Annotated in this window: 18 protein-coding genes and 1 riboswitch; of the genes, 9 read left to right on the forward strand and 9 right to left on the reverse strand. The window is 54.1% G+C overall.

The features are described from left to right. Positions 1 to 25: 25 nt before the first annotated feature. From GYMC52_RS02085 to GYMC52_RS02120, 8 genes are all read left to right on the forward strand, one after another. The gene (locus GYMC52_RS02085; protein ID WP_013522922.1) at positions 26 to 439 is read left to right on the forward strand and encodes an RDD family protein; all 414 of its coding nucleotides are present in this window, start codon (positions 26 to 28) and stop codon (positions 437 to 439) included. A 657-nt stretch (positions 440 to 1,096) separates the two neighbouring features. Continuing rightward, positions 1,097 to 2,350, forward strand: a complete 1,254-nt coding sequence (locus GYMC52_RS02090; RefSeq protein WP_013522923.1) for a methyl-accepting chemotaxis protein — start codon at positions 1,097 to 1,099, stop codon at positions 2,348 to 2,350. Between the two features lie 135 nt (positions 2,351 to 2,485). Then, a riboswitch (TPP riboswitch) is annotated at positions 2,486 to 2,599 on the forward strand. A gap of 171 nt (positions 2,600 to 2,770) precedes the next feature. Further along, entirely contained in the window at positions 2,771 to 4,459 is a 1,689-nt protein-coding gene (thiC, locus tag GYMC52_RS02095) for a phosphomethylpyrimidine synthase ThiC (protein WP_013522924.1), read from the forward strand. A gap of 229 nt (positions 4,460 to 4,688) precedes the next feature. Continuing rightward, positions 4,689 to 5,807, forward strand: a complete 1,119-nt coding sequence (locus GYMC52_RS02100; protein ID WP_011229875.1) for an RNA-guided endonuclease InsQ/TnpB family protein — start codon at positions 4,689 to 4,691, stop codon at positions 5,805 to 5,807. A 610-nt stretch (positions 5,808 to 6,417) separates the two neighbouring features. Beyond that, positions 6,418 to 7,596, forward strand: coding sequence for an aminotransferase class I/II-fold pyridoxal phosphate-dependent enzyme (locus GYMC52_RS02105; RefSeq protein WP_013144234.1), 1,179 nt, complete (start codon positions 6,418 to 6,420; stop codon positions 7,594 to 7,596). Then, positions 7,593 to 9,248 carry a thiamine pyrophosphate-binding protein gene (locus tag GYMC52_RS02110; protein WP_013522925.1) on the forward strand — a complete coding sequence of 552 codons (1,656 nt, stop codon included), beginning with the start codon at positions 7,593 to 7,595 and terminating at the stop codon, positions 9,246 to 9,248. Before GYMC52_RS02105 ends, GYMC52_RS02110 begins: the two co-directional genes overlap by 4 nt. A 71-nt stretch (positions 9,249 to 9,319) precedes the next feature. Then, positions 9,320 to 10,801: an aldehyde dehydrogenase family protein gene (locus GYMC52_RS02115; RefSeq protein ID WP_013522926.1), complete on the forward strand. Its 1,482-nt coding sequence runs from the start codon at positions 9,320 to 9,322 to the stop codon at positions 10,799 to 10,801. A gap of 157 nt (positions 10,802 to 10,958) precedes the next feature. Next, on the forward strand, positions 10,959 to 12,116 hold the full coding sequence (locus tag GYMC52_RS02120) for a saccharopine dehydrogenase C-terminal domain-containing protein (protein ID WP_013522927.1): 1,158 nt from the start codon (positions 10,959 to 10,961) through the stop codon (positions 12,114 to 12,116). Positions 12,117 to 12,323: 207 nt separating this feature from the next. Here GYMC52_RS02120 and GYMC52_RS02125 read toward each other — a convergent pair whose 3' ends face one another. From GYMC52_RS02125 to GYMC52_RS02165, 9 genes are all read right to left on the reverse strand, one after another. Beyond that, complete coding sequence (locus GYMC52_RS02125) at positions 12,324 to 13,481, reverse strand: MFS transporter (RefSeq protein WP_013522928.1); 1,158 nt, start codon at positions 13,479 to 13,481, stop codon at positions 12,324 to 12,326. Continuing rightward, positions 13,481 to 13,909 carry a MerR family transcriptional regulator gene (locus GYMC52_RS02130; protein WP_013522929.1) on the reverse strand — a complete coding sequence of 143 codons (429 nt, stop codon included), beginning with the start codon at positions 13,907 to 13,909 and terminating at the stop codon, positions 13,481 to 13,483. Before GYMC52_RS02130 ends, GYMC52_RS02125 begins: the two co-directional genes overlap by 1 nt. 203 nt (positions 13,910 to 14,112) lie before the next feature. Continuing rightward, positions 14,113 to 14,595 carry a (2Fe-2S)-binding protein gene (locus GYMC52_RS02135; protein ID WP_013522930.1) on the reverse strand — a complete coding sequence of 161 codons (483 nt, stop codon included), beginning with the start codon at positions 14,593 to 14,595 and terminating at the stop codon, positions 14,113 to 14,115. A gap of 21 nt (positions 14,596 to 14,616) precedes the next feature. Beyond that, on the reverse strand, positions 14,617 to 15,459 hold the full coding sequence (locus tag GYMC52_RS02140; RefSeq protein WP_013522931.1) for an FAD binding domain-containing protein: 843 nt from the start codon (positions 15,457 to 15,459) through the stop codon (positions 14,617 to 14,619). Beyond that, on the reverse strand, positions 15,446 to 17,773 hold the full coding sequence (locus GYMC52_RS02145) for a xanthine dehydrogenase family protein molybdopterin-binding subunit (RefSeq protein ID WP_013522932.1): 2,328 nt from the start codon (positions 17,771 to 17,773) through the stop codon (positions 15,446 to 15,448). Before GYMC52_RS02145 ends, GYMC52_RS02140 begins: the two co-directional genes overlap by 14 nt. Then, on the reverse strand, positions 17,760 to 18,398 hold the full coding sequence (gene pucB / locus GYMC52_RS02150; protein ID WP_013522933.1) for a xanthine dehydrogenase accessory protein PucB: 639 nt from the start codon (positions 18,396 to 18,398) through the stop codon (positions 17,760 to 17,762). Before pucB ends, GYMC52_RS02145 begins: the two co-directional genes overlap by 14 nt. Continuing rightward, on the reverse strand, positions 18,395 to 19,420 hold the full coding sequence (locus GYMC52_RS02155) for an XdhC family protein (RefSeq protein ID WP_013522934.1): 1,026 nt from the start codon (positions 19,418 to 19,420) through the stop codon (positions 18,395 to 18,397). Before GYMC52_RS02155 ends, pucB begins: the two co-directional genes overlap by 4 nt. Before the next feature lie 204 nt (positions 19,421 to 19,624). After that, the gene (locus tag GYMC52_RS02160) at positions 19,625 to 19,804 is read right to left on the reverse strand and encodes a hypothetical protein (protein ID WP_013522935.1); all 180 of its coding nucleotides are present in this window, start codon (positions 19,802 to 19,804) and stop codon (positions 19,625 to 19,627) included. 15 nt (positions 19,805 to 19,819) lie between these two features. Next, positions 19,820 to 20,665, reverse strand: coding sequence for an SPFH domain-containing protein (locus GYMC52_RS02165; protein WP_013522936.1), 846 nt, complete (start codon positions 20,663 to 20,665; stop codon positions 19,820 to 19,822). Positions 20,666 to 20,937: 272 nt separating this feature from the next. Between GYMC52_RS02165 and hutP the strand changes: the two genes are divergently transcribed. After that, the gene (hutP, locus tag GYMC52_RS02170) at positions 20,938 to 21,384 is read left to right on the forward strand and encodes a hut operon transcriptional regulator HutP (RefSeq protein ID WP_013144247.1); all 447 of its coding nucleotides are present in this window, start codon (positions 20,938 to 20,940) and stop codon (positions 21,382 to 21,384) included. The last annotated feature ends 106 nt before the right edge of the window (positions 21,385 to 21,490 follow it).

Raw genomic sequence — 21,490 nt, forward strand, 5'->3', positions numbered from 1 at the left:
GAAAAGGCAACAGGAGGGAAGACATATGGCGGTGACGAATCCGGCTGGATTTTGGAAGCGGCTGTTGGCTAACTTGTTGGATGCGATTGTCGTTGGCATTCCGATTTCGATCATCGGCTATTTCATCACTGGCAGTTGGGAAACGAACTGGTTTACGTCATTAGCGAACATCCTTTACGCGTTAATCGTTCCGGCTGTTTGGTACGGATATACGGTCGGCAAGCGGATGCTTGGCATCCGGATTGCGAAAGTCAACGGCGGAAAAGTCGGCATCGGCACGATGTTTTTGCGCTCGTTCGTTGGCGGACTCGTATACTTTATCACGTTTGGCATTGGTCTCATCATTAGTGCGATTATGGTTGCTGCGAGAGAAGACAAACGGTCGATTCACGATTTTATCGCTGGGACGTATGTGACAACGGAAAAACCGACGGTGTAAAGCAGAAAACAGCAGGGGGTGTCCCAAGAGGGTCGGGACGCCTTTTCTTATCTTTCGTGACGGATCATCAACGATCAAAAGAATGACGCTTTTGAGTGGGGCCTTGTTGTTTTTTAGAAGGCCGGTGAAAAAAGGCTGTCGCACGCCAATCAGCGGCATTTCTCCAAAAAATGAAAGTTGATTTCTCAATGTTTCTCAAATGAAAAAACGACCGGGATCAGCCGCGTTTTTCACTAAATCATCAGCCCTTTAGAGGGCTGGTGAAAAACGACCGATTTCGCCGAACCCGTTGCTTTCGGCTGAAAGAGAAGCGTTGATTTTACAGGACTTCTCAATTTGAGAAGAGATTCCGTTTTCCGCGGCTTTTCACTAAATCACCAGCCTTTTAGAAGGCTGGCGATTTAAGAGGGAATATTGCTCTTCAACACTGTTGTTCAAATTGAAAAGTCTTGCGGCGCCACAACTTAATTCCTTGCGATTTCTCCCAAACCGAGCGAATCCGTTGTTTTTCACCAGCCTTTTAGACTAGAAAATCTTTGCAAATCCACACATTCATGATTATGGCCAGGAAGGAAAATGAATGATCATTCACGAATCTATTTAAGCGGTGAAGATAAAGAAAAGACGATTGCATAATGGAAAAGGAGGAGAACGACTTTGTCTTCATCCAGTTATATTATCCGCACAATGTTCGTTGTCATTCCTGGCACAGCGGCGATCGGCATGGCCACATGCCTGGTCAACGGCATTCGCGGGGCGGCATTTTGGTGGACGCTTGTTGCTACGGTGCTGTTTGGCGCGATGCTCGGCTTCGTTTCGGCAACGCTCAACTATCGACGGTTTGTTGCCCCGATTGCCGTTATTAACGAACATTTAGGCAAGATGACAGGCGGAGATTTGACGGTGCGCATACCGCTTGATCGCGTGCAGCAGCTGCGGCCGATTGCGGCGTCGTTAAACGATATGGCAAACGCTTGGCAAAGTGTGATGGGGCAAGTCCAACATCATGCCGAAGAAGTAGCGCAATATTCTCAGCAGCTTGCCGCCGTCGCCGAACAGACGACGAAAGCGACAGAGCAAATTGCGACAACGATGGAAACGCTTGCGGCAAGTGCGGAGGAGCAGGCCGATGCTGTCCGCACCACCGCCGCGTCCGTGCATGATATTTCCCAAACATTGAGCGACGTCGCTTTCCATACGAAAGAAGTGGCGCACCAGGCTGAGAAAACATCGGCGAAAGCAGAGGACGGCAAGCAGTCAATCGGACAAATGTCCAAGCAAATGCAGTTCATTTACGATCATGTGCAAACGCTCGGCCAGGTGGTGAAAGGGCTTGGGGAGCGCTCCAACGAGATTGGACAGATTACGGAAGCGATCACCGGCATTGCGTCGCAGACGAATTTGTTGGCGCTCAATGCGGCGATCGAAGCGGCGCGCGCCGGCGAGCAAGGGAAAGGGTTTGCGGTTGTCGCGGATGAAGTGCGGAAGCTCGCAGAACAATCAGCGCGCTCAGCGCAACAAATTTCCGAGCTGATCGGTTACATTCAAGAAGAAACGAAGCGGGCGGTTGCGTCTGCCGAACAGGTAATCTCCGAAGTGGCGAAAGGATTGAACGTGGCGGCGGCATGCGGCCAATCATTTGCCCATATTCGCGAGGAGGTCGGCCAAGTGAGCAAACAAATTGGACAAGTATCGTCCGCCATCGAGCAAATGACGGAGCATGCTCGTCAAGTGAACGACGCACTCCAACAGATGACCAATATTGTCGAACAGTCAGCGTCCGGTGCGGCCAACGTATCGGCAGCGACGCAGGAACAAATGGCTTCCGTCGAGGAAATCGCCTCTTCGTCGACATCGCTCGGTCAGATGGCGGACGAGATGCGGGCAATGCTGAAGAAATTTTCTGTGTGAGTGAGGAAAAGGACGCTTTCTTCGAGAAAGAGGGGCTTTCAAACGACGTGTGGGAGTCAACGTTTAGAATAAAATGGTTTGCATCTTTGCCAATTGCTTGATAAAATAAAAAAAGTCAGTCATCATTGTGATACGCTTATCTGCTAGGGGAGTCCGAGAGCCGGGCTGAGAAAAGAACGCGATGAAGTTCTTTGACCCTTTGAACCTGATCTGGGTCATGCCAGCGTAGGGAAGCAGGCAGCGGGAACAGATGGACGTGTCTTGTTCATTTGGCCTTTTGCCTTCGATCAGGTTCCGGTGTCGGAACCTGTTTTTATTTTGAATCGGCCGCCATCGCCTATTCTCGTGTTTGCCCCGCTTCAGACGGTGTGGCTTCAGATCTGATCTTTCATCATTTTATGTTGAAAGGGGAAGCCACGCATGGAAAACATCCGCTCGTTTATGTCGTTTCCGGAAAGCCGCAAAGTGTACATCGAAGGGTCGCGCCCGGATGTGCGCGTGCCGATGAGAGAAATTGCTTTGTCGCCAACGAAAACGCCGCAAGGAATGGTGGAAAACAAACCGGTGCGTGTCTACGATACGACGGGCCCGTATACGGATCCGGATTTTGAACCGGACGTGGAGAAAGGCTTGCCTCCTCTTCGCCGTCGCTGGATTGTCGAGCGCGGCGATGTGGAGGAAATGGAGCGGTCTTCTGTTGCGATCCAACGTTCGCTTCCGTTTGTGCGCCGTCCATTGAGGGCAAAGCCCGGAAAAACAGTGACACAAATGCATTACGCCAAACGGGGGATCATTACGCCAGAAATGGAGTTTGTCGCGATTCGTGAACAAATCGATCCAGAAATTGTCCGCCAAGAAGTCGCCGCTGGTCGGGCCATTATTCCGGCCAATATTAACCATCCAGAGAGCGAACCGATGATCATCGGCCGTTGTTTCCATGTGAAAATTAATGCCAATATCGGCAACTCGGCTGTTTCTTCATCGATTGAAGACGAAGTGGAAAAATTGCTTTGGGCGGTGCGTTGGGGCGCCGATACGGTGATGGATTTATCGACCGGCAAACACATTCATGAAACGCGCGAGTACATCATCCGCAATTCGCCGGTCCCCGTGGGAACGGTGCCGATTTATCAGGCGCTCGAAAAGGTAGGAGGGGTGCCGGAGAAGCTGACATGGGACGTGTACCGCGAGACGCTCATCGAGCAGGCTGAACAAGGAGTCGACTACATGACGATCCACGCCGGTGTGCGGCTTCATTACATTCCGCTCACCGCCAACCGGACGACCGGAATTGTCTCGCGCGGCGGCTCGATCATCGCCCAATGGTGTTTGGCCCACCATGAAGAAAACTTTTTGTATACGCATTTTGAAGAAATCTGCGAGATTTTGAAACAATACGATGTCGCGATCTCCCTTGGCGACGGGTTGCGCCCCGGCTCCATCGCCGATGCGAACGATGAGGCGCAGTTTGCGGAACTCAAGACGCTCGGCGAGCTGACGAAAATCGCCTGGAAGCATGATGTGCAGGTGATGATCGAAGGGCCGGGGCACATTCCGATGCATAAAATTCGCGAAAATGTCGAGCGGGAACAGGAAATTTGTCATGGAGCGCCGTTTTATACGTTAGGGCCGCTTGTCACCGACATCGCGCCCGGGTATGACCATATTACGTCAGCGATTGGCGCCGCCATCATTGGCGCTTATGGAACGGCGATGCTTTGTTACGTAACGCCCAAAGAACATTTAGGGTTGCCGAATAAAGAGGACGTACGCGCCGGGGTCGTGGCCTATAAAATCGCCGCCCATGCGGCTGATCTGGCAAAAGGGCATCCAGCCGCTCAGCAGCGTGACGACGCGCTCTCGAAAGCGCGCTTTGAATTTCGTTGGAACGATCAGTTCAATTTATCCCTCGATCCGGAACGGGCCCGCGAGTATCATGATGAAACATTGCCGGCTGAGGCGGCGAAAACGGCCCATTTTTGTTCGATGTGCGGGCCGAAATTTTGTTCCATGAACATTTCACATGAACTGCAACGGAAAATCAAAGAGGAGGGGATGAAAGAAAAAGCGCAACAATTTATTCGGCAAGGGTCGTCGCTGTATCAATGACAAGAAGCGGGCTGCGATGCTCGGCATGGTGGAGAGGATATAGAAGTTCGATCAACGGAAAAAGCATGAGCTGGAAAACGCTCGGTGCTGATCGAAGCAGCGGAGGGGGGCGAACGTTCATCGTCTTTGGCGAGGAGACCCCCACTTCAACGACCAAAGGGAGTAAGTGGGGGAGGAATCGCTTTTTTTGTGTTTTTGTATCACTTTTAGTGAAAGAGAGGTGAGACAAATGGACATGACGTTAACAGCCAAAATAAAAATTTACCCAACAGCGGAACAAGCAGAAGTATTGAAAGCCACCCTTTCCGCTTATCGACAAGCGTGCAACGCTGTGTCTGTTGTGATTTTTGACACAAAAGTGCTTGCACAAGCCAAGTTACACGACATGACCTATCGTCTACTTCGATCAAACTACGCTTTGCGTTCGCAAATGGCGCAATCTGTGATTAAAACGGTGATCGCTAGATACCGTTCCCTAAAAAGCAATGGTCACGAATGGACATTGGTTCGCTTTAAAAAGCCTGAATATGATCTCGTTTGGAATCGAGATTACTCCATTGTTCAAGGGTTATTTTCTGTCAATACGCTAGAAGGACGAATCAAAGTGTCATTCGAACCAAAAGGCATGGAACCATATTTTGATGGCTCATGGACGTTTGGCACAGCCAAACTCGTCTACAAGCATAACAAATTCTTTTTGCACATCCCCATGACCAAAACAATTCCAACCGTAGATGAACACAACATTCGCCAAGTGGTCGGTGTCGATGTAGGGGTTAACTTTCTTGCAGTAGCTTATGATTCGCAAGGGAAAACTATCTTTTTTAACGGACGAAAAATCAAGCATATGCGTGCCAAGTACAAACGAATGCGAAAAACCCTCCAGCAAAAAGGGACGGCTTCTGCGCGTCGGAAGTTGAAAACAATCGGACAACGAGAAAACCGTTGGATGACGGATGTGAACCATGCTGTCACGAAGGCACTCGTTCGTCAATATGGAGAACGTACCCTTTTTGTATTAGAAGATTTAACAGGCATTCGTGAAAAAACAGAACGTGTACGTATCCATGACCGATATGAAACCGTATCGTGGGCTTTCTATCAGTTCCGTCAAATGTTAGAGTATAAGGCACGTTTGCATGGGTCAAAAGTGATTGTGGTTGCTCCGCATTACACCTCTTTGACATGTCCAAAGTGTGGTCATACGGAAAAAGCCAATCGAAAGAAACGTACACACACCTTTTGTTGTCGAACATGCGGATATACCTCAAACGATGACCGCATTGGTGCTATGAACCTTCAACGAAAAGGAATAGAGTACATCGTTGAAGGAACGACACAGGCATGACCTGCGTCGTTGGGTAGTTGTCAACCTGCCCCCTGATGCAACCCCAAGTCAAGGAAGGAGGACGAAGTCCGCTCGCACTTCTGGGGAGTTGCAAGCCCCCACTTCAAGCGTTAGCTAAGTGGGGGTAGTTGACCGCCCCTCTTGTTTGTTGTGCAAATTGGTCCGGTTCCTTATTATTTTAAAAATATATAATTTTTAAAAAATATATTTACAAATCGTTTCGGATTGATTATGATAATGGCATAAGGTGCAAATTTCTAGTCATAGAATGATCATGCGGGGAAAACTGCGCAGTCTATCGCGGCGCCTTCGCCGGCGCTTCGCTTCCATAGACAGCGGCCAGTTGCGTCATCGAACCGTGGATGATGCCGGCCGCTTCTTTTTATGGCGAAAGGGCCGGGTTTCAGAAGGTTGATCGCGTTTTTCTAGCAGCTTAGTGAAAAAATAACCACTTCTCCTGCATCGACCGCTTTTCGAGAAAAAAGATTTTGATGATGTCTTGATGTGAGAAAGCCATTGGTATTATAGGCTGCTTCTTGAACGTGAGACGGGCATGAGGGTGATGGGCGTGCGCATAAACTGAAACGAAGGGCCATGAGGAGGGATGGGATTGAACACATTTTCCGATATTGTGCAGACGATGCCGCCATATTTGTTCTCCCGATTTCAGAAGAAAAAAGAAGAACTGCTAAAGCTCGGGGTCGATGTCATTGATTTAGGGATCGGCGCCCCCGATTTGCCGCCCCCTTCCTTTGTCATCGAAGCGTTGAAAGAAGCGCTCGATGCGCCAGAACACTATACGTATTCGCCGTATGGCGGCTGCAGGGAGTATCGGGAAGCGGTCGCGCGTTTTTATGAACGGGAATATGGCGTCAAGCTCGATCCGGAGACCGAGGTGTTGGCGTTAATCGGCTCGAAAGAAGGAATCGTCCATTTGCTGCAAGCCGTTCTCAATCCCGGCGAGCTCGCCTTAGTGCCTGATCCGGGCTATCCTGTCTACCGGACGGCCGTCCATTTTGCCCGCGGCCAGAGCCTATCGCTGCCGCTCGATGCGCAACATGGTTATATTCCTCGGTTTGATGCGCTTCCCTCGTCCGTTTATGACCAAGCGAAAATCATGTTTCTCAATTATCCGAGCAATCCGACGGCCGCCGCTGTCGATTTGGATGTATTTGCCGAAGCCGTTTCACTTGCCCGTCAGCACCAGATGTTCATTGCTCATGATGCGGCCTACTCGTTCGTGACGTTTGCCGGTTTTCAAGCGCCGAGCATTTTGCAGGTGGACGGGGCAAAGGAAGTGGCGGTGGAATTTGGATCGTTGTCCAAAAGCTATAACATGGCCGGCTGCCGCATCGGATACGTAGTCGGAAACCGGGACATGATTCGAGCGCTTTCGGTGATCAAGAGCAACACGGATACGTGCCAGTTTATTCCGATCCAGAAGGCGGCGGTGGCCGCTTTGACGAACGGACGGACGTTTATTCGAGAAAATAGCCGCATTTATGAACAACGCATGAATATGATGGTCGAGAGACTTCGAGAACTGGGCATCGACGTGCAGCGGCCGAAAGCGACCTTTTTCTTGTGGATCCCGGTCTATGACGGATACTCGTCCGAACGATTTGCCGCCAAACTGCTGGAAGAAGCGGGAGTCATCGTAACACCGGGAACAGCGTTTGGATCCGCAGGGGAAGGATATGTCCGCGTATCGCTGTCAGCGCCGATGGAGCGTCTGCAGCAAGCCGTTGAACGATGGAAGCAAGTGGATTGGGAGGAATCGGCGCGATGAAGAGAACGATGCGTCACATCACGGTGGCTCAAGCCATCGTCGAATGTTTCAAACAGGAACAAATCCGTTATGTGTTTGGTGTGCCGGGGGAAAGTTATTTGCCCCTGCTTGATGCCATCTATGATGAGCCATCCATCGAGTTCATCTCCGCCCGCCATGAAGGGGGTGCTTCCTTTATGGCGGAAGGGTATGCGAAAGCGTCGCGGAAGTGCGGCGTCGTGCTGGCTACAAGGGCGGTTGGCGGGGCGAACTTAACGATCGGCGTCCATACCGCGAGGCAAGATTCCACTCCGATGGTCGTGTTTTTGGGGCAAGTGAACAGCCGCTTCCTAGGGCGTGAAGGATTTCAGGAAGTCGATATGGAAGCGTTTTTTCGTCCGATCGCAAAATGGGTGGTCGAAATTCGCGAAGCCGAGCGGGTGCCAGAGCTGGTGCAACGGGCGTTTCGCACCGCGAAAACAGGGCGGCCCGGCCCCGTCGTCGTTTCACTGCCAGAAGATGTATTTTCCAAAACGATAACGGAAGCAGTGATGGCCGAGACCTATGTGCCGAAGCCGGCCCCAAGGCAAGAGGATATACGGAATATAAAGGAGCGGCTCGAGCGCGCCAAACGGCCGCTCGTGATTGCCGGCGGCGGCGTCAAATGGTCGGGAGCGGAGCAGTTGCTGCGCTTATGGGCGGAAAAGTATGCACTTCCGGTAATGGCGGCATTCCGGCGGCATGACGTATTTCCCCACAACCATCCGTGCTATGTCGGCCACCTAGGTCTAGGGGCGCCCAAAGCGGTCATTGAAACGGCCGAGCAGGCGGATGTGGTGATTGCGTTGGGAACGCGGCTATCGGAAGTGACGACACAAGATTACCGTTTGCTCTCTCCCAATCAGACGCTGATTCACATCGATATCGACAGCGATGGATTCGGAAAAGTGTATGCACCGGATATCGCGGTTTGGGCTGACTGTCAGGAAGTGCTGTCCCGTTTGCTCGATATCGCGGTGCAGCCGTCTTGGCAGGAATGGGCGGCTGAACGGAGGGAACGGTACGAACAAACGGCCGCGCTGCCGCTTGAAAAACGAACTCTCCATGAAGCGGTCATGGCGAGTTTAGGGCGCCATTTGCCGAAAAATGCGGTCATTACGAACGATGCTGGGAATTTCGCCGGTTGGCTTCACGCCTTTTTCCCGTTTGGGGATGGGCACACGTACATCGGCCCGACGTCGGGAGCGATGGGATATGGCATGCCGGCTGCCATTGGCGCGAAACTGGCCTTTCCCGACCGGACCGTCGTTTCTTTATCCGGGGATGGCGGCTTTATGATGACGGTGCAGGAGTTGGAAACGGCCGCTCGATACGATATTCCGATCATCAGCATTGTGTTTAACAATCATATGTACGGCACCATCCGCATGCATCAAGAATTGCAGTTTCCGGGGCGGGTCATCGGCACCGATTTAGGCCGCGTGTCGTTTGCCCGTTTGGCAGAATGCCTAAACGGCCGCGGGTTCCAAGTACAGACGGAACAACAGTTCACGGAAGCGCTTCTGTTGGCGCTTGAGGCCAAGAAGCCGACGGTGATTGAGGTGTTGACCGATCCGGACCACATTTCGGTGGCCGCAACGATCCAGGACTTGCGGGCCAAGAGGAAGTCCTGACGATCATCGCTCGGCGTTCAATGTATAAATTATCTCAATAAATCATCTAGAAAAATGGGGGGGAGTATACAGTGAAAATCCAAAACTATATCAATGGAGAATGGAAGGAGCCAAGCACCGGGCAATTTGCGCCGGTGATCAATCCGGCGACGGGGGAAACGATTGCCGAGGTGGCGATGTCCGGGCCAAACGATATTGATGAGGCCGTTCAAGCAGCCAAAGAAGCGCAGAAACAGTGGGCGCTCGTGCCGGCGCCGAAACGCGCGGAAATCTTGTATAAAGTTGGGATGCTGCTAAAGGAGCGGAAAGAACAGTTGGCCCGGCTGTTGACGATGGAAATGGGCAAAGTGATTGAGGAAGCGCGCGGCGAAGTGCAGGAAGGCATTGATATGGCGTTTTACATGGCGGGAGAAGGACGGCGGTTGTTCGGCGATACGACGCCGTCTGAACTGAAAGACAAATTTGCCATGAGCGTCCGCACGCCGGTTGGAGTGGTCGGCATCATCACTCCATGGAATTTTCCCATTGCCATCGCCACTTGGAAGTCGTTTCCGGCCATTGTTGCCGGCAATGCGGTCGTATGGAAGCCAGCGCCCGAGACACCGATCATGGCGCAGGAATTAGCTGGCATTTTTGAAGAAGCGGGCTTGCCGCCGGGAGTGTTTCATGTGGTCCACGGTGACGGGCCGACAGTCGGCAATGCGCTCGTCGAGCATCCTGATGTCAAGGTCATCTCATTTACCGGATCGAATGAAGTCGGGCGGATGATTGCGGAAAAATGCGGACGGCTGTTGAAAAAAGTGTCGCTTGAAATGGGAGGAAAAAACGCCGTCATTGTGATGGATGATGCGGATTTGACATTGGCGGTTGACGGCATCATCTGGAGTGCGTTCGGTACATCAGGCCAGCGGTGCACGGCGTGCAGCCGGGTCATCGTCCATGAGCGGGTGAAACAGGAGCTTGAGCGGCGTCTGCTTGAAGCCGTGAAAACATTGAAAATCGGCAACGGGTTGGATGAAACGGTCAAAGTCGGACCCGTCATCCATGAAGAGGCGCTGCAAAAAATCGACCGCTACGTGCGCATTGGCGTAGAAGAAGGGGCGAAACTGCTTGTGGGTGGCTATATATTGCGCGAGGGCGACTATGCGCGCGGCTTTTATTACGCGCCGACGATTTTCACCGATGTCACGCCGAATATGCGCATCGCCCGCGAAGAAATTTTCGGCCCGGTCGTGTCGATCATTTCCGTCCGCAGTTTGGACGAAGCGATCGCCGTCAACAACAGCGTCGATTATGGGCTGTCAAGCGCCATTTTCACACGCGATGTCAACAATGTATTCCGAGCGATGCGCGATTTGGACACCGGCATCGTGTATGTCAACGCCGGCACAACGGGAGCGGAAATTCATTTGCCGTTTGGCGGCACGAAAGGGACGGGCAACGGCCACCGCGACTCCGGCGTCGCTGCGCTTGACGTATTCACCGAATGGCGGAGCATTTATGTCGATTTCAGCGGCAAGCTGCAACGGGCGCAAATCGATACCGATGATTGAACCGGGCTGTCGCTTGCAACATGGCCGGCAAAAGAGAAGCGAAGATCAACGTGGAACATATATCGTGAATCGAAGCAGCGGCCGCGGCAAAGATGTGAAAAAAGCGGCTGTCATGTGAGCGTATGGCAAAGAATCGGTGACAGAGGGGGAAAGAACGATGAAAGTGCTCGTGCTTGGAGCGGGGCTGATGGGCAAAGAAGCAGCGCGCGATTTAGTGCAAAGCCAAGATGTTGAGGCGGTGACGTTGGCGGATGTCGATTTGGCCAAGGCGGAGCAGACGGTGCGGCAGCTTCATTCCAAAAAGCTTGCCGCTGTGCGGGTGGATGCTGGCGACAAGCGGCAGCTGTCGGCTTTCATGAAAGGGCACGATGTGGTTGTCAACGCCTTGTTTTACCAGTTTAACGAAACGGTGGCGAAAACGGCTATTGCAGCTGGCGTCCATTCTGTCGATTTAGGCGGCCATATCGGCCATATCACCGACCGGGTGCTTGAGCTGCATGAACAAGCCCAAGCCGCTGGGGTGACCATCATCCCCGACCTTGGCGTCGCACCCGGAATGATCAACATTTTATCCGGCTATGGGGCGAGTCAACTCGATGAGGTGGAATCCATCTTGCTGTATGTTGGCGGCATCCCCGTCCGCCCCGAACCGCCGCTGGAGTACAACCATGTGTTTTCGCTCGAGGGGCTGCTTGACCATTACACCGATCCGGCCTTGATCATCCGCAACGGCCAAAAGCAGGAAGTGCCGTCCCTTTCGGAAGTCGAGCCGATTTATTTCGACCGGTTCGGGCCGCTTGAAGCGTTTCACACCTCAGGCGGGACGTCGACGCTCTCGCGCTCGTTTCCGAACTTGAAGCGGCTCGAGTACAAAACGATCCGCTACCGCGGCCATGCGGAAAAATGCAAGCTGCTTGTCGATTTGAATTTGACGCGCCACGATGTGGAAGTTGAGATCAATGGATGCAGAGTCAAGCCGCGCGATGTGCTGCTTTCCGTCCTGAAGCCGCTGCTTGATTTGAAAGGAAAAGATGATGTGGTGTTGCTTCGGGTCATCGTCGGCGGTAGGAAAGATGGAAAGGAAACGGTGCTTGAATACGAAACCGTCACGTTCAATGACCGCGAAAATAAGGTGACGGCGATGGCGCGTACGACGGCCTACACCATTTCCGCTGTCGCTCAGCTCATCGGCCGCGGGGTGATCACAAAGCGCGGCGTCTATCCGCCGGAGCAAATCGTTCCGGGGGATGTGTATATGGACGAGATGAAAAAACGCGGCGTTCTCATCAGCGAGAAGCGGACGGTTCATGGCTGAAAAGGCGGCGCCATAAGCAGGAGGATGGAAGCGGTTTTGTGAAAAAGGGCCATGTCTGGCCGTTGCGTGCGGAGCAGACAACGCCGCCGCAGCATGCTCAAAATGGTCGTGGCCGGAAAGCGAGTTGTGAACAACGCCCGTTCCAGACGGAGACGGGCGTTGTTCGATCTTAGACGTAAAATTGCGGGTGTCGCCTGCTTTTCACGGTTATGCCGTTTTGGTTGCCGAAGTCTCCCGCTTGCGCCAGGCAAGGAACAGGAAGGCGATGAGCGCCAGCGCCATGGCCACCATAAACGGCGTTTTCGCGGAAATGGCATGGCCGATGACGCCGGACAGCACGGGAGCGATGGCCGCTCCGAGCCAGCGGACGAAGTTGTACGTGCCGGACGTCACTCCCCGCTCATACGGCGACGTTTCCATCACATAGCTTGTAAACAAAGCGTTGTTGAGGCCGGAGATCAACCCGGACAAAATAATGAGGGCGACCATCAGCCATGTCGATTCGGAAACGACTAGAAGGAGAAGCAAGATGGCGAACAATAGCAGGCTGTATGGCAAAATTTGTTTCGGTCCGTATTTTTCTTCAAGCCGATGGGCCAACACTGCCGATCCGTAGGCGAGACAGAGCCCCCAACCGAAAAAGACAAATCCGATTTGCATGGCCGACAGATCAATGATCAAAGGAGAGTACGCCAAGACAACGAAAAAGCCGTAATAGTACAGCATTCCGCCGATCGCGCCTTTGACAAACGGCGGAAACGTGAGCAAACGGCGCATTTCTTGCAATCCGGCCGCTTTTTTTGGTTTTCCTTTGTTCGGATCGTAGACAAAGCAGGCTACAAGCAAAAAGGCGATGAAAATGAGCACGCTCGTGCCGAGAAACGGATAGCGCCATGAATGCTGGCCAAGCAGTCCGCCTACGAGCGGTCCGCCAGCCATGCCGAGGCCGATCGCCGCTTCATACAGGCCAACCGCCGTGCTTGCTTTCGGCGTCAACGCCATCAACAGCGTCATCGCCGTGGCAAAAAACGTGGCGTTGCCCAATCCCCAGCCGGCGCGAAAGAGCGACAGCTGCGGGATGCTGGCAGCAAAGCCGCACAGCAAAGAAAACATGGTCACAAGACCGAGTCCGATGACCATCATTCGTTTATCGCCGACGCGGCTGACGATAAGGCCGACCGGGATCATCATGACGGCCATCGTAAAAATGTAGGAGGTAAACAACATCTCTACTTGCCAATGGGTGGCGCCGATGCTTTCGGCGATGACGGGCAAAATCGGATCGACGACCCCGATGCCCATAAATGCCAAAAAGGCAGCGGCGACGGTAATCCACCGCGCCCGCGTTTGTTTTCTTTCCTCCACTATTCCTCTCTCCTCTCTTGCAAGATGGCGTCTACCCGCTCTGCCATTTGTTCCAGCTCCTGCTTCAGCATGGTCATTTTCTTCATTTTCTCTTCAAGCATGGCGATTTGCCGACGCAACCCAGCGCCGATTTGTTCCAGTTCGCGCCGTTTTTCGCTGCCGGCGGCGGCATGCCGGTATTCCGTCCGATGCGTCTCAATTTTTTCGTTCAGCGCCAAAAAATGTTGCAGCTCCTGCAAGGAAAAGCCAAGCACCTCACGCGCGGCAACAATGTTTTTCAGCCGTTCGATGTCCTCGGCTGTATAAAGGCGCGTGCCGCCTTCGCTGCGCGCCGGCGGCTTGATCAGGCCGATCTCCTCATAATAGCGGATCGTCCGTTTTGTTAGGCCAGTTGCTTTGGCGACGTCATCGATTTTGAATCGTTCCATTCGGGGCCCCTCGCTTTACCGTGATCACGATCGTTTTCACAAATATAACATTAACGTTAACGTTATATTTTTGTCAATAGGCATTTGGAATGGAAAGTAACTAGGCAGGAGGCATGACAGAAAAACGGATACCCCGACGAGGTGCGAGGTATCCGCGAGTCTTAGACAAAATTGTAGCCGTTCGACAAAAGCAAGACAAGAAGTCAAAACTCGGTTTCCTCTTTTTTGACGGCAAGCGCTTCCTTCACTGCTGTTTCAATTTCTTGATAGCTTGTGCAGCGGCAAATGTTCGACTCGAGCCATTCTTGAATCATCGCGTCATCGGCGTCCGGATGCTGCTCGACGAGCGCATGAGCGTTCATGATGAAGCCCGGCGTGCAATAGCCGCACTGAAAAGCGAAGTGGCGGACGAAGGCGTGTTGTATGGGGGCATCATCAAGCCCTTCGATCGTGGTGATTTCTTTGCCGACTGTCTCAATCGCGAGCATCATGCACGATTTGATCGGTGTGCCGTTGACGAGAACGGTGCAGGCGCCGCAGTCGCCGTTTAGACAACCCGGTTTGGCGCCGGTCAGCCCAAGATGATCGCGCAAAACAAACAGCAGCGTCTCGGCTTGGCGAGCGACGATCGATCTTCGTTCTCCATTAACGTGCAGCACAAGCTCCCGCTTTGTCGTTTCCTCCATGTCCGCATGCTCACCTCCTGTTTAGACGGTTTCTCCGTCTCCGAGCTCACGAAGCATATCTTCAAGCAGCTGAGCGACCACGAACAGCCGGTAGTCTGCCGAGCCTTCAATATCATGCAAAATCGGGCGCGGGAACGCGCTGACTGCCGCTTGAATCCGTTCAGCGATGGGGCGGCTCCGGTCGTTTACATGCGCCTCGACTTCAGCGGAGCGGAACGGGAACGGACAGACGCCGCTTAGGGCAACGCGAACCGTCCCGTCTTTTTTCAACGCCGCAATCGTCACAAGCGGGTAGCCGACTTCCCCTTGCTTGCGGCGCTTGCGGTGGAAATGGGGCAGGGTGGCGGTGGCACGGTCAACCTTGAACTGGACGACAAATTCACCGCGGCCAAGCTGCAGCTGCTGATGAAACAAGTCAAGGAAGCGGCATTGCCTGATGCCGTATGGTCCGGCGATGATGGCATCTGCCTCGGCGACGAATAGCGGCAGTGCGGTCTCACGGTAAAAAATTTGCCCGCAAATGTTGCCGCCGAGCGTAATTTGGTTGCGCGCTGTCCGGTCGGCGACTTCTCGCGCCGCTTTTGTCAATAACGGGAACGGATTTGCTTCTTCGAGCTCGGCGAGAGAGAGCGCCGCTCCAAGCACGAGAGAATCATTGCCGACATCAAGTGCCCGACATTCAGGGATCGATTTTATGTCAATGACGGCCTCGGTGCGGACAAGGTTCAAACGAGACAACGTGATGATCTCCGTGCCGCCGCCGTAGTAGAGAGGTCGTTTTCCGTCCCGCTCGAGCGCCAAAAACAGCGCTGTCGCTTCGGCGATCGACTGCGGCCGGTAGTAGGCAAAGTCAAACGGAACCATAGGAGTCCCCTTTCTGTTTCCGCCAAATGAGTTCAGGCACAAGCGGCAGTTCATTGAGCGGCACGCCGGCAGCGAGCGACAAGGCGTTTGCCAAGGCGGCGGGCATGCTGATCAAGCCGTGTTCGCCGATGCCGCGAGCGCCGTATGGGGCATCGATTTGCGGTGTTTCGACAAACTCAACGATGTATTCCGGATGTTCGCCGAAGCGAATCGGCCGGTATGTGCGCAGCTGCGGGTTTAACACGCGCTGTTCGTTGTCAAAAAGAAACCCTTCGCGGCTGGCAAAGCTCAGCCCCATGCTCATCGCCCCCATGGCCTGGCCAAGCGCTGCCTTTGGGTTGAGCACTTTGCCGGCGTCAATGACCGCATACGCTTTGACAATGCGATACGTGTAGTCGCGGCGGTTGAATTCAATTTCCACTCCCTCGGCGCATACGCCCCATTCCGGTCCCGGTTGGCCGGCGCCGGTCTTCGGATCAAGCGGGGTCAAGCGGCGCAAAATGTAGTGGCCGCGCCCGATCACTTGCCCGCCGATGGCGTTGCCGTTCGGAAACTTGTAGCCGTAGGCGATGTCTTTGATCGGAAGAAAGACGGCCGGGTCATCGCGCAAAAAGACGCGTCCGAACCCGACTTCCAAATCGTCCGGTGAGGCCCGCAAGACGCAGGCGGCGATGTCTTTTAACTGACGGATGGCGTCATCGGCAGCGGCAAGCGCCGCGCGTCCGGCCATAAACGTCCCGCGGCTGGCGACCGTTTTCCAATGTTCGGGCGTCGTTTGCGTATCGATGTCCATTTTGACATGGACACGATCGACATCCATCTTCAGCCGTTCGGCGACGATTTGCGCGAGCACCGTTTTCGTGCCCGTTCCAATTTCGACGACGCCGGAGATGACGTTGACGCTGCCGTCGGAGTTGAACGTTAAGATGACGCCCGAGCTCGCGTCGGTGTCGATTGTCGATGTTTTCCAGCCGGCGCCGATTCCTTTCGCTCTTACCGTATAGGCATCCACTTCGACGCGCTGCCATTCGTCCCAGCGCATCAGCTCGCGCAATCGGTCGAGGCAGGAGGGCATGTTGCCGACGTTGCTTTTGGTGAGCCGCACTTGCGTGGGCGTCGTGTGGCCTGGGCGGATGGCGTTTTTGCGCCGCACTTCCCATGGGTCAAGCTGCAGTTCCTGCGCCAGCTCATCGATGGCCCGCTCGATGGCAAATGCCTGTTCGCAATGGCCAAAACTGCGAAACGGCGTCGCATACGGGCGATTCGTATAGACGCACAATGAATCACAAAAAACGTTTTCGACATGGTACGGACCGGTGCAATCAACGGCAGCCGCGCGGCTGACATCGATCGCCTTGTCGGAATAAGCCCCGCCGTCAAATAGAAATAAGATTTCCATGGCCTTGAACAAGCCATCTTTTGTTGCGCCGATTTTGACGGTTGCCTCCAAACCGATATGGACGGGCGAAGTGACCATGTCATGCTCGCGGCTGTTCCAGACGCTCACTTTTCGGCCGCCGACCGCTTTGGAGGCAAGGTAGGCGAGCAGTTCAAGCTGGACGGGCGCTTTTCCTCCGTAGGCGCCGCCGACAAGCGGCGTATGAACGATGACTTTGCCGGTTTCTTCGCCAAAATACGTATGAAGCAGTTTCTTGATCATAAACGGTGACTGTGAGGAGGCGGAAATATGAATCGTGCCGTCCGGCCAAATTTCCGCCGTGGCGCAGCGTGTTTCCATCGCGATATGATCGGAAGGGGCGAACGATACGCTCGTTTCGACGATGACGTCGCTTTCCGCAAACCCTTGTTCAATGTTGCCTTTTCGGATTTTCGTCCGGTGGGCGACGTTTGTCCCCGGCTCAGGATGAGTCGTTTTGTTTTTTTCATAACGGTCGAGATGTTCATGCAATAATGGAGCGCCTTTTTTCAACGCCTCGCGCGGCGAGCCGACGGCTGGAAGCGGTTCGTAAACGACGCGGACGAGGCGGGCCGCTTGTTCGGCTTGCGCGAGCGTATCGGCGACGACGACGGCGACGACTTCGCCATAGTAGCGCACTTTGTCGACGGCGATCGGCGGACGATCGCGCATGTCTTCACCGGTGAGCGGAAGCCCTTCACCGGTCACAACAGCATGGACGCCGGGGGCGGCGAGTGCGCGGCGTGCATCCAGCGAGAGGATGCGCGCATGGGCGTATGGGCTTGTCACCAGAGCAGCATGAAGCATCCCCTGTTCTTTGAAATCGTTCGTATATTTCGCACGGCCGGTCACTTTATCCCACGCTTCTTTGCGGATAATGCTTTTACCGACGGCCACGGTGGCGTCCCTCCTTTTCTCCTCGATCCATGACGGCACGCTTATAACCATCTTTTGTGTCAATGTCGACGCCGATCGTTTCATCGCCTTCATACAAGAGACCGCGCCAACGCGGATGGTGAAACAGTGTGCGCCCGCCCGCATCGCCCCTTAGAGAAAGCAAGGCAGGAAACATTTGTTTCCCAAAAATGACTGGGGGCATCGGCGTGCCGAAGCGGGTGAAGGCGACGTAATCAGGACGGTGGCGGCGGTAAAGGTCGGCAAGCACATCGATCGTTTCAGACGTGACAAACGGCTGATCGGCGAGCAACACAGCGGCAGCGTCCGCCCCGCTAGCGAGCGATTCCCGCAAGCCGCAGGCAAGCGAATGCGCCTGCCCACGGCAATGGTCAGCGCAACGGGTGAAGCGGCACTTTTCATGATTCCGAAGTTCAGCCGGAAGCCACGCGAGCGCATCGTCCGGAGGAACGACGACGATGACGGGCGCAAGGCAAGAATGAAGCGCAGCCTGAAGGCCAGCGGCGCCAAGCGTGCTTTCTCCCCAAGGCAAAGCGCGTTTATCCGTTCCCATCCGCCGGCTTTCTCCAGCCGCCAAATAAATGCCAGCGATGGTTGGGCAATTCATGATACTCTCTCCGTTGATCGCCCGCGAAGGACGCTGATCAATTCGGCGGTGATGCTAACGGCGATTTCGTGCGGACCGCGTGCGCCGATGGAAAGCCCTGCCGGCGAACGGACAAATGGAGGCGTCGAGCCGGAAGGAAAGAGGCGGTCCGTGCGCCGCCGCGGACCGAGCACACCGAGATAAGCGAGTGGCATGTCGGCTAACAAGAAAACGAGTTCGCGGTCGCGTTCAAACTGGTGGGTCATGATGACAACAAAGTCGCGCTCGTTTAGGCGAAGCCGCGGAACGGTTTCATGCGGAAAGCCCATGACGAAGGCATCGGCGTCCGGCACGTGGGATGGGTGGCAAAACGCTGGGCGCCAATCGCTTACGGTGACGGAAAACCCGGCGGCTTTGGCTGCTGAGACGAGCGGCGGCGCGTCTGATCCGGCGCCGAACACGATGAGGCGCGGTTTTGGCCAAAAGTGCTGAACGTAAAACGCCTCCCCATCTGCCTCATACCATCCATTCCATCCCCTGAAAGGCGGCGCATCGCGAAGCCATTCAGTCCATTCTGGCCTCAGCATCCGGCCGTTGCCAAAGCGCTCTCCGGTTTCGCTTTGGAAAAACGGCGGTTCGTTTCGGTTTGAGAGGCTGCGTGCCATGAGAACATGCTCGCCGTGTTCAAGGCAGCGTTTGAGCGCCAGCCAGACCGGTTTTGTGTCCCCCGTCACCGGCTCAAACCAAACACGGATGAGGCCGTTGCAACCAGCACCCTGCCCCCACGACAAATCGTCCTCGGTCCGCAAATCAAACGAGACAGCAGCTGAATGGCGGTTGGCCAATACCTCACGCGCGTAGGCCGCCACCGCTTCTTCGAGGCATCCGCCGCTCAGCAGCCCGACCGTTTCCCCATTTGCGCCAATCCACATGCATGTTCCTTCTTTTTGATAAGCCGAGCCCTCAACGTCGATGATGATGGCTAACACGCCATCGCCTGGTGCGCCGGCGATCGCTTCGAGCACAGCATAGTAGCTTTCCATGCTCTTCCTCCTTCCTCATGGCGCCAAAGGCTGCTAAGTTGTTGAAAGCGCGGCGGGACGATCAATAAAATTTCGTAATGGCTGTAAGCGGCGACAGCAGGTGGGCCATTAGGTCGTCCCTCTTCCGAAAAAGAGCTCTGCTATCATTATATTTCTGTAACAAATGACCATGACTGAAAAAGGAAAGAAGCCAGCCGTCATCGGCTAGCTTCCTTGTTTTGGATCGTTTTTTCCTTTTCCGAGCCGTCCAGCCCGCTTCGCCGCCTCCCGCAGCAAATACTCGATTTGGGCGTTGACGCTGCGAAACTCGTCTTGCGCCCATTGCTCTAGTATGGCGTACAGGTCATAATCAATGCGCAAAGGGAATTGTTTTTTCTTTGTCATTGCACTCCACAACCATCAGTATAGACTGCCGGTATTGATCACCGGCTGGGCGGCGCGCTCGGAGACGATCGCCACCATTAAGTTGTTCACCATCGCCGCTTTTCGTTCATCATCTAATTCTAAAACGTTTTCTTTGTCAAGCTGTTCGATCGCCATGCGCGCCATCGAGACGGCGCCTTCGACGATTTTTTTCCGTGCGGCCAAAATGGCGGCGGCTTGCTGGCGTTGGAGCATGGCGCCCGCGATTTCCGGCGAGTAGGCCAAGTGGGTGAGGCGCGCTTCCATCACGTCAACTCCGGCAATGCGCAGCCGTTCTTGCAATTCTGCGGCAAGCACATCGGAAATGACATCCGCATTGCCGCGCAGCGTAATTTCGTTGTCGTCTTCAAACGTGTCGTACGGATATTTTGTCGCCACATGGCGGATAGCGGCTTCACTTTGAATCTCGACGAATTGTTCATAATCATCAACGTCAAACACCGCCTTGGCTGAATCAATGACGCGGAAGACGACGACGGCGGCAATTTCAATTGGATTGCCTTGAACATCGTTCACTTTCAACTTGTTGCTCGTGAAGTTGCGCACGCGCAGCGATACTTTCTTTCGAACGGTGAGCGGCACGGTGAAAAACAGCCCGCTGTCGCGAATCGTGCCGAAATAGCGGCCGAAAAAAGTGAGGACTTTGGCTTGGTTCGGCTGCACGATGGTGATGCCAGTCGCCAAGAGGGCGGCAAGGGCAAAGCAGAAAACGGCCAATAAGAGCTGCGCTTGGATCAAGCTGATAAAGCCGGCAACCAGCAAGAGCGCAATGCAGCCGATGCCGATAAATCCATCCATGCGCCATGCTTCTTGTTCTCTCATACCTATCCCCCTAATAGTGTCGATTTGATATTTATATGATATCATATAATCAAAAAAATGGAAACAGGGATTGATCATGTTAAGACGAGAAGAAGGATTCGCCCATAGCTCGCCACGAGGCAGATGTTTCTAACTATTTTCCATCTAGAAGCATAAAGGCGATCGTTCAGCCTGTTAATGTTTTAATGTGCTAAAAAATGGAAATTCATAATTGACATCGCTTTCATTGTCATCATACAATAGAAAAAAAGACCAATAGGTGTGTAGAAGCAATGGAAACACGACAAGCGCGCATCGGCCGGCTGGCATTGCTGCTGGCGATGCTTGACGAGGGAGAGGAAGACCCGATCCTCAACCAGCTTGAGGCGCTCGCTTGGCGCTATTGTCAAGGGCGGGTCGGGGCGATGGAGCCGCAAAAAATCGTCGCGGCGATTGAGACGGCGGCGAAACGGCATGGAGTGGTTGACGGTGGCTTGTACCGTGAGATGCACGCCTTATACCATGCGATTTTAGAGGCAGTGCATGGCGTGACGAGAGGGCAGGTAGAGCTGGGAGATTTGTTGAGAACCGCTGGCCTTCGTTTCGCCGTGGTGCGCGGTATGCCGTATGAACAACCGAACGAAGGGGAATGGATCGCCGTTGCGTTGTATGGGACGATCGGCGCCCCGGTGCGCGGGCTCGAGCACGAGGCGGCCGGGCTCGGAATCAATCATATATAGGAGCGATCCATGCCTAGAGCGATGAGTCATGAGGAGGCGAATGCTGCCATATGGCAGGCGCCTCCTTTTTATTTGCCCAGGCGTTCGATTAGGAAAACAAAGGAAG

The organism is Geobacillus sp. Y412MC52 (assembly GCF_000174795.2).
In the GTDB taxonomy this organism is placed as follows: domain Bacteria; phylum Bacillota; class Bacilli; order Bacillales; family Anoxybacillaceae; genus Geobacillus; species Geobacillus thermoleovorans.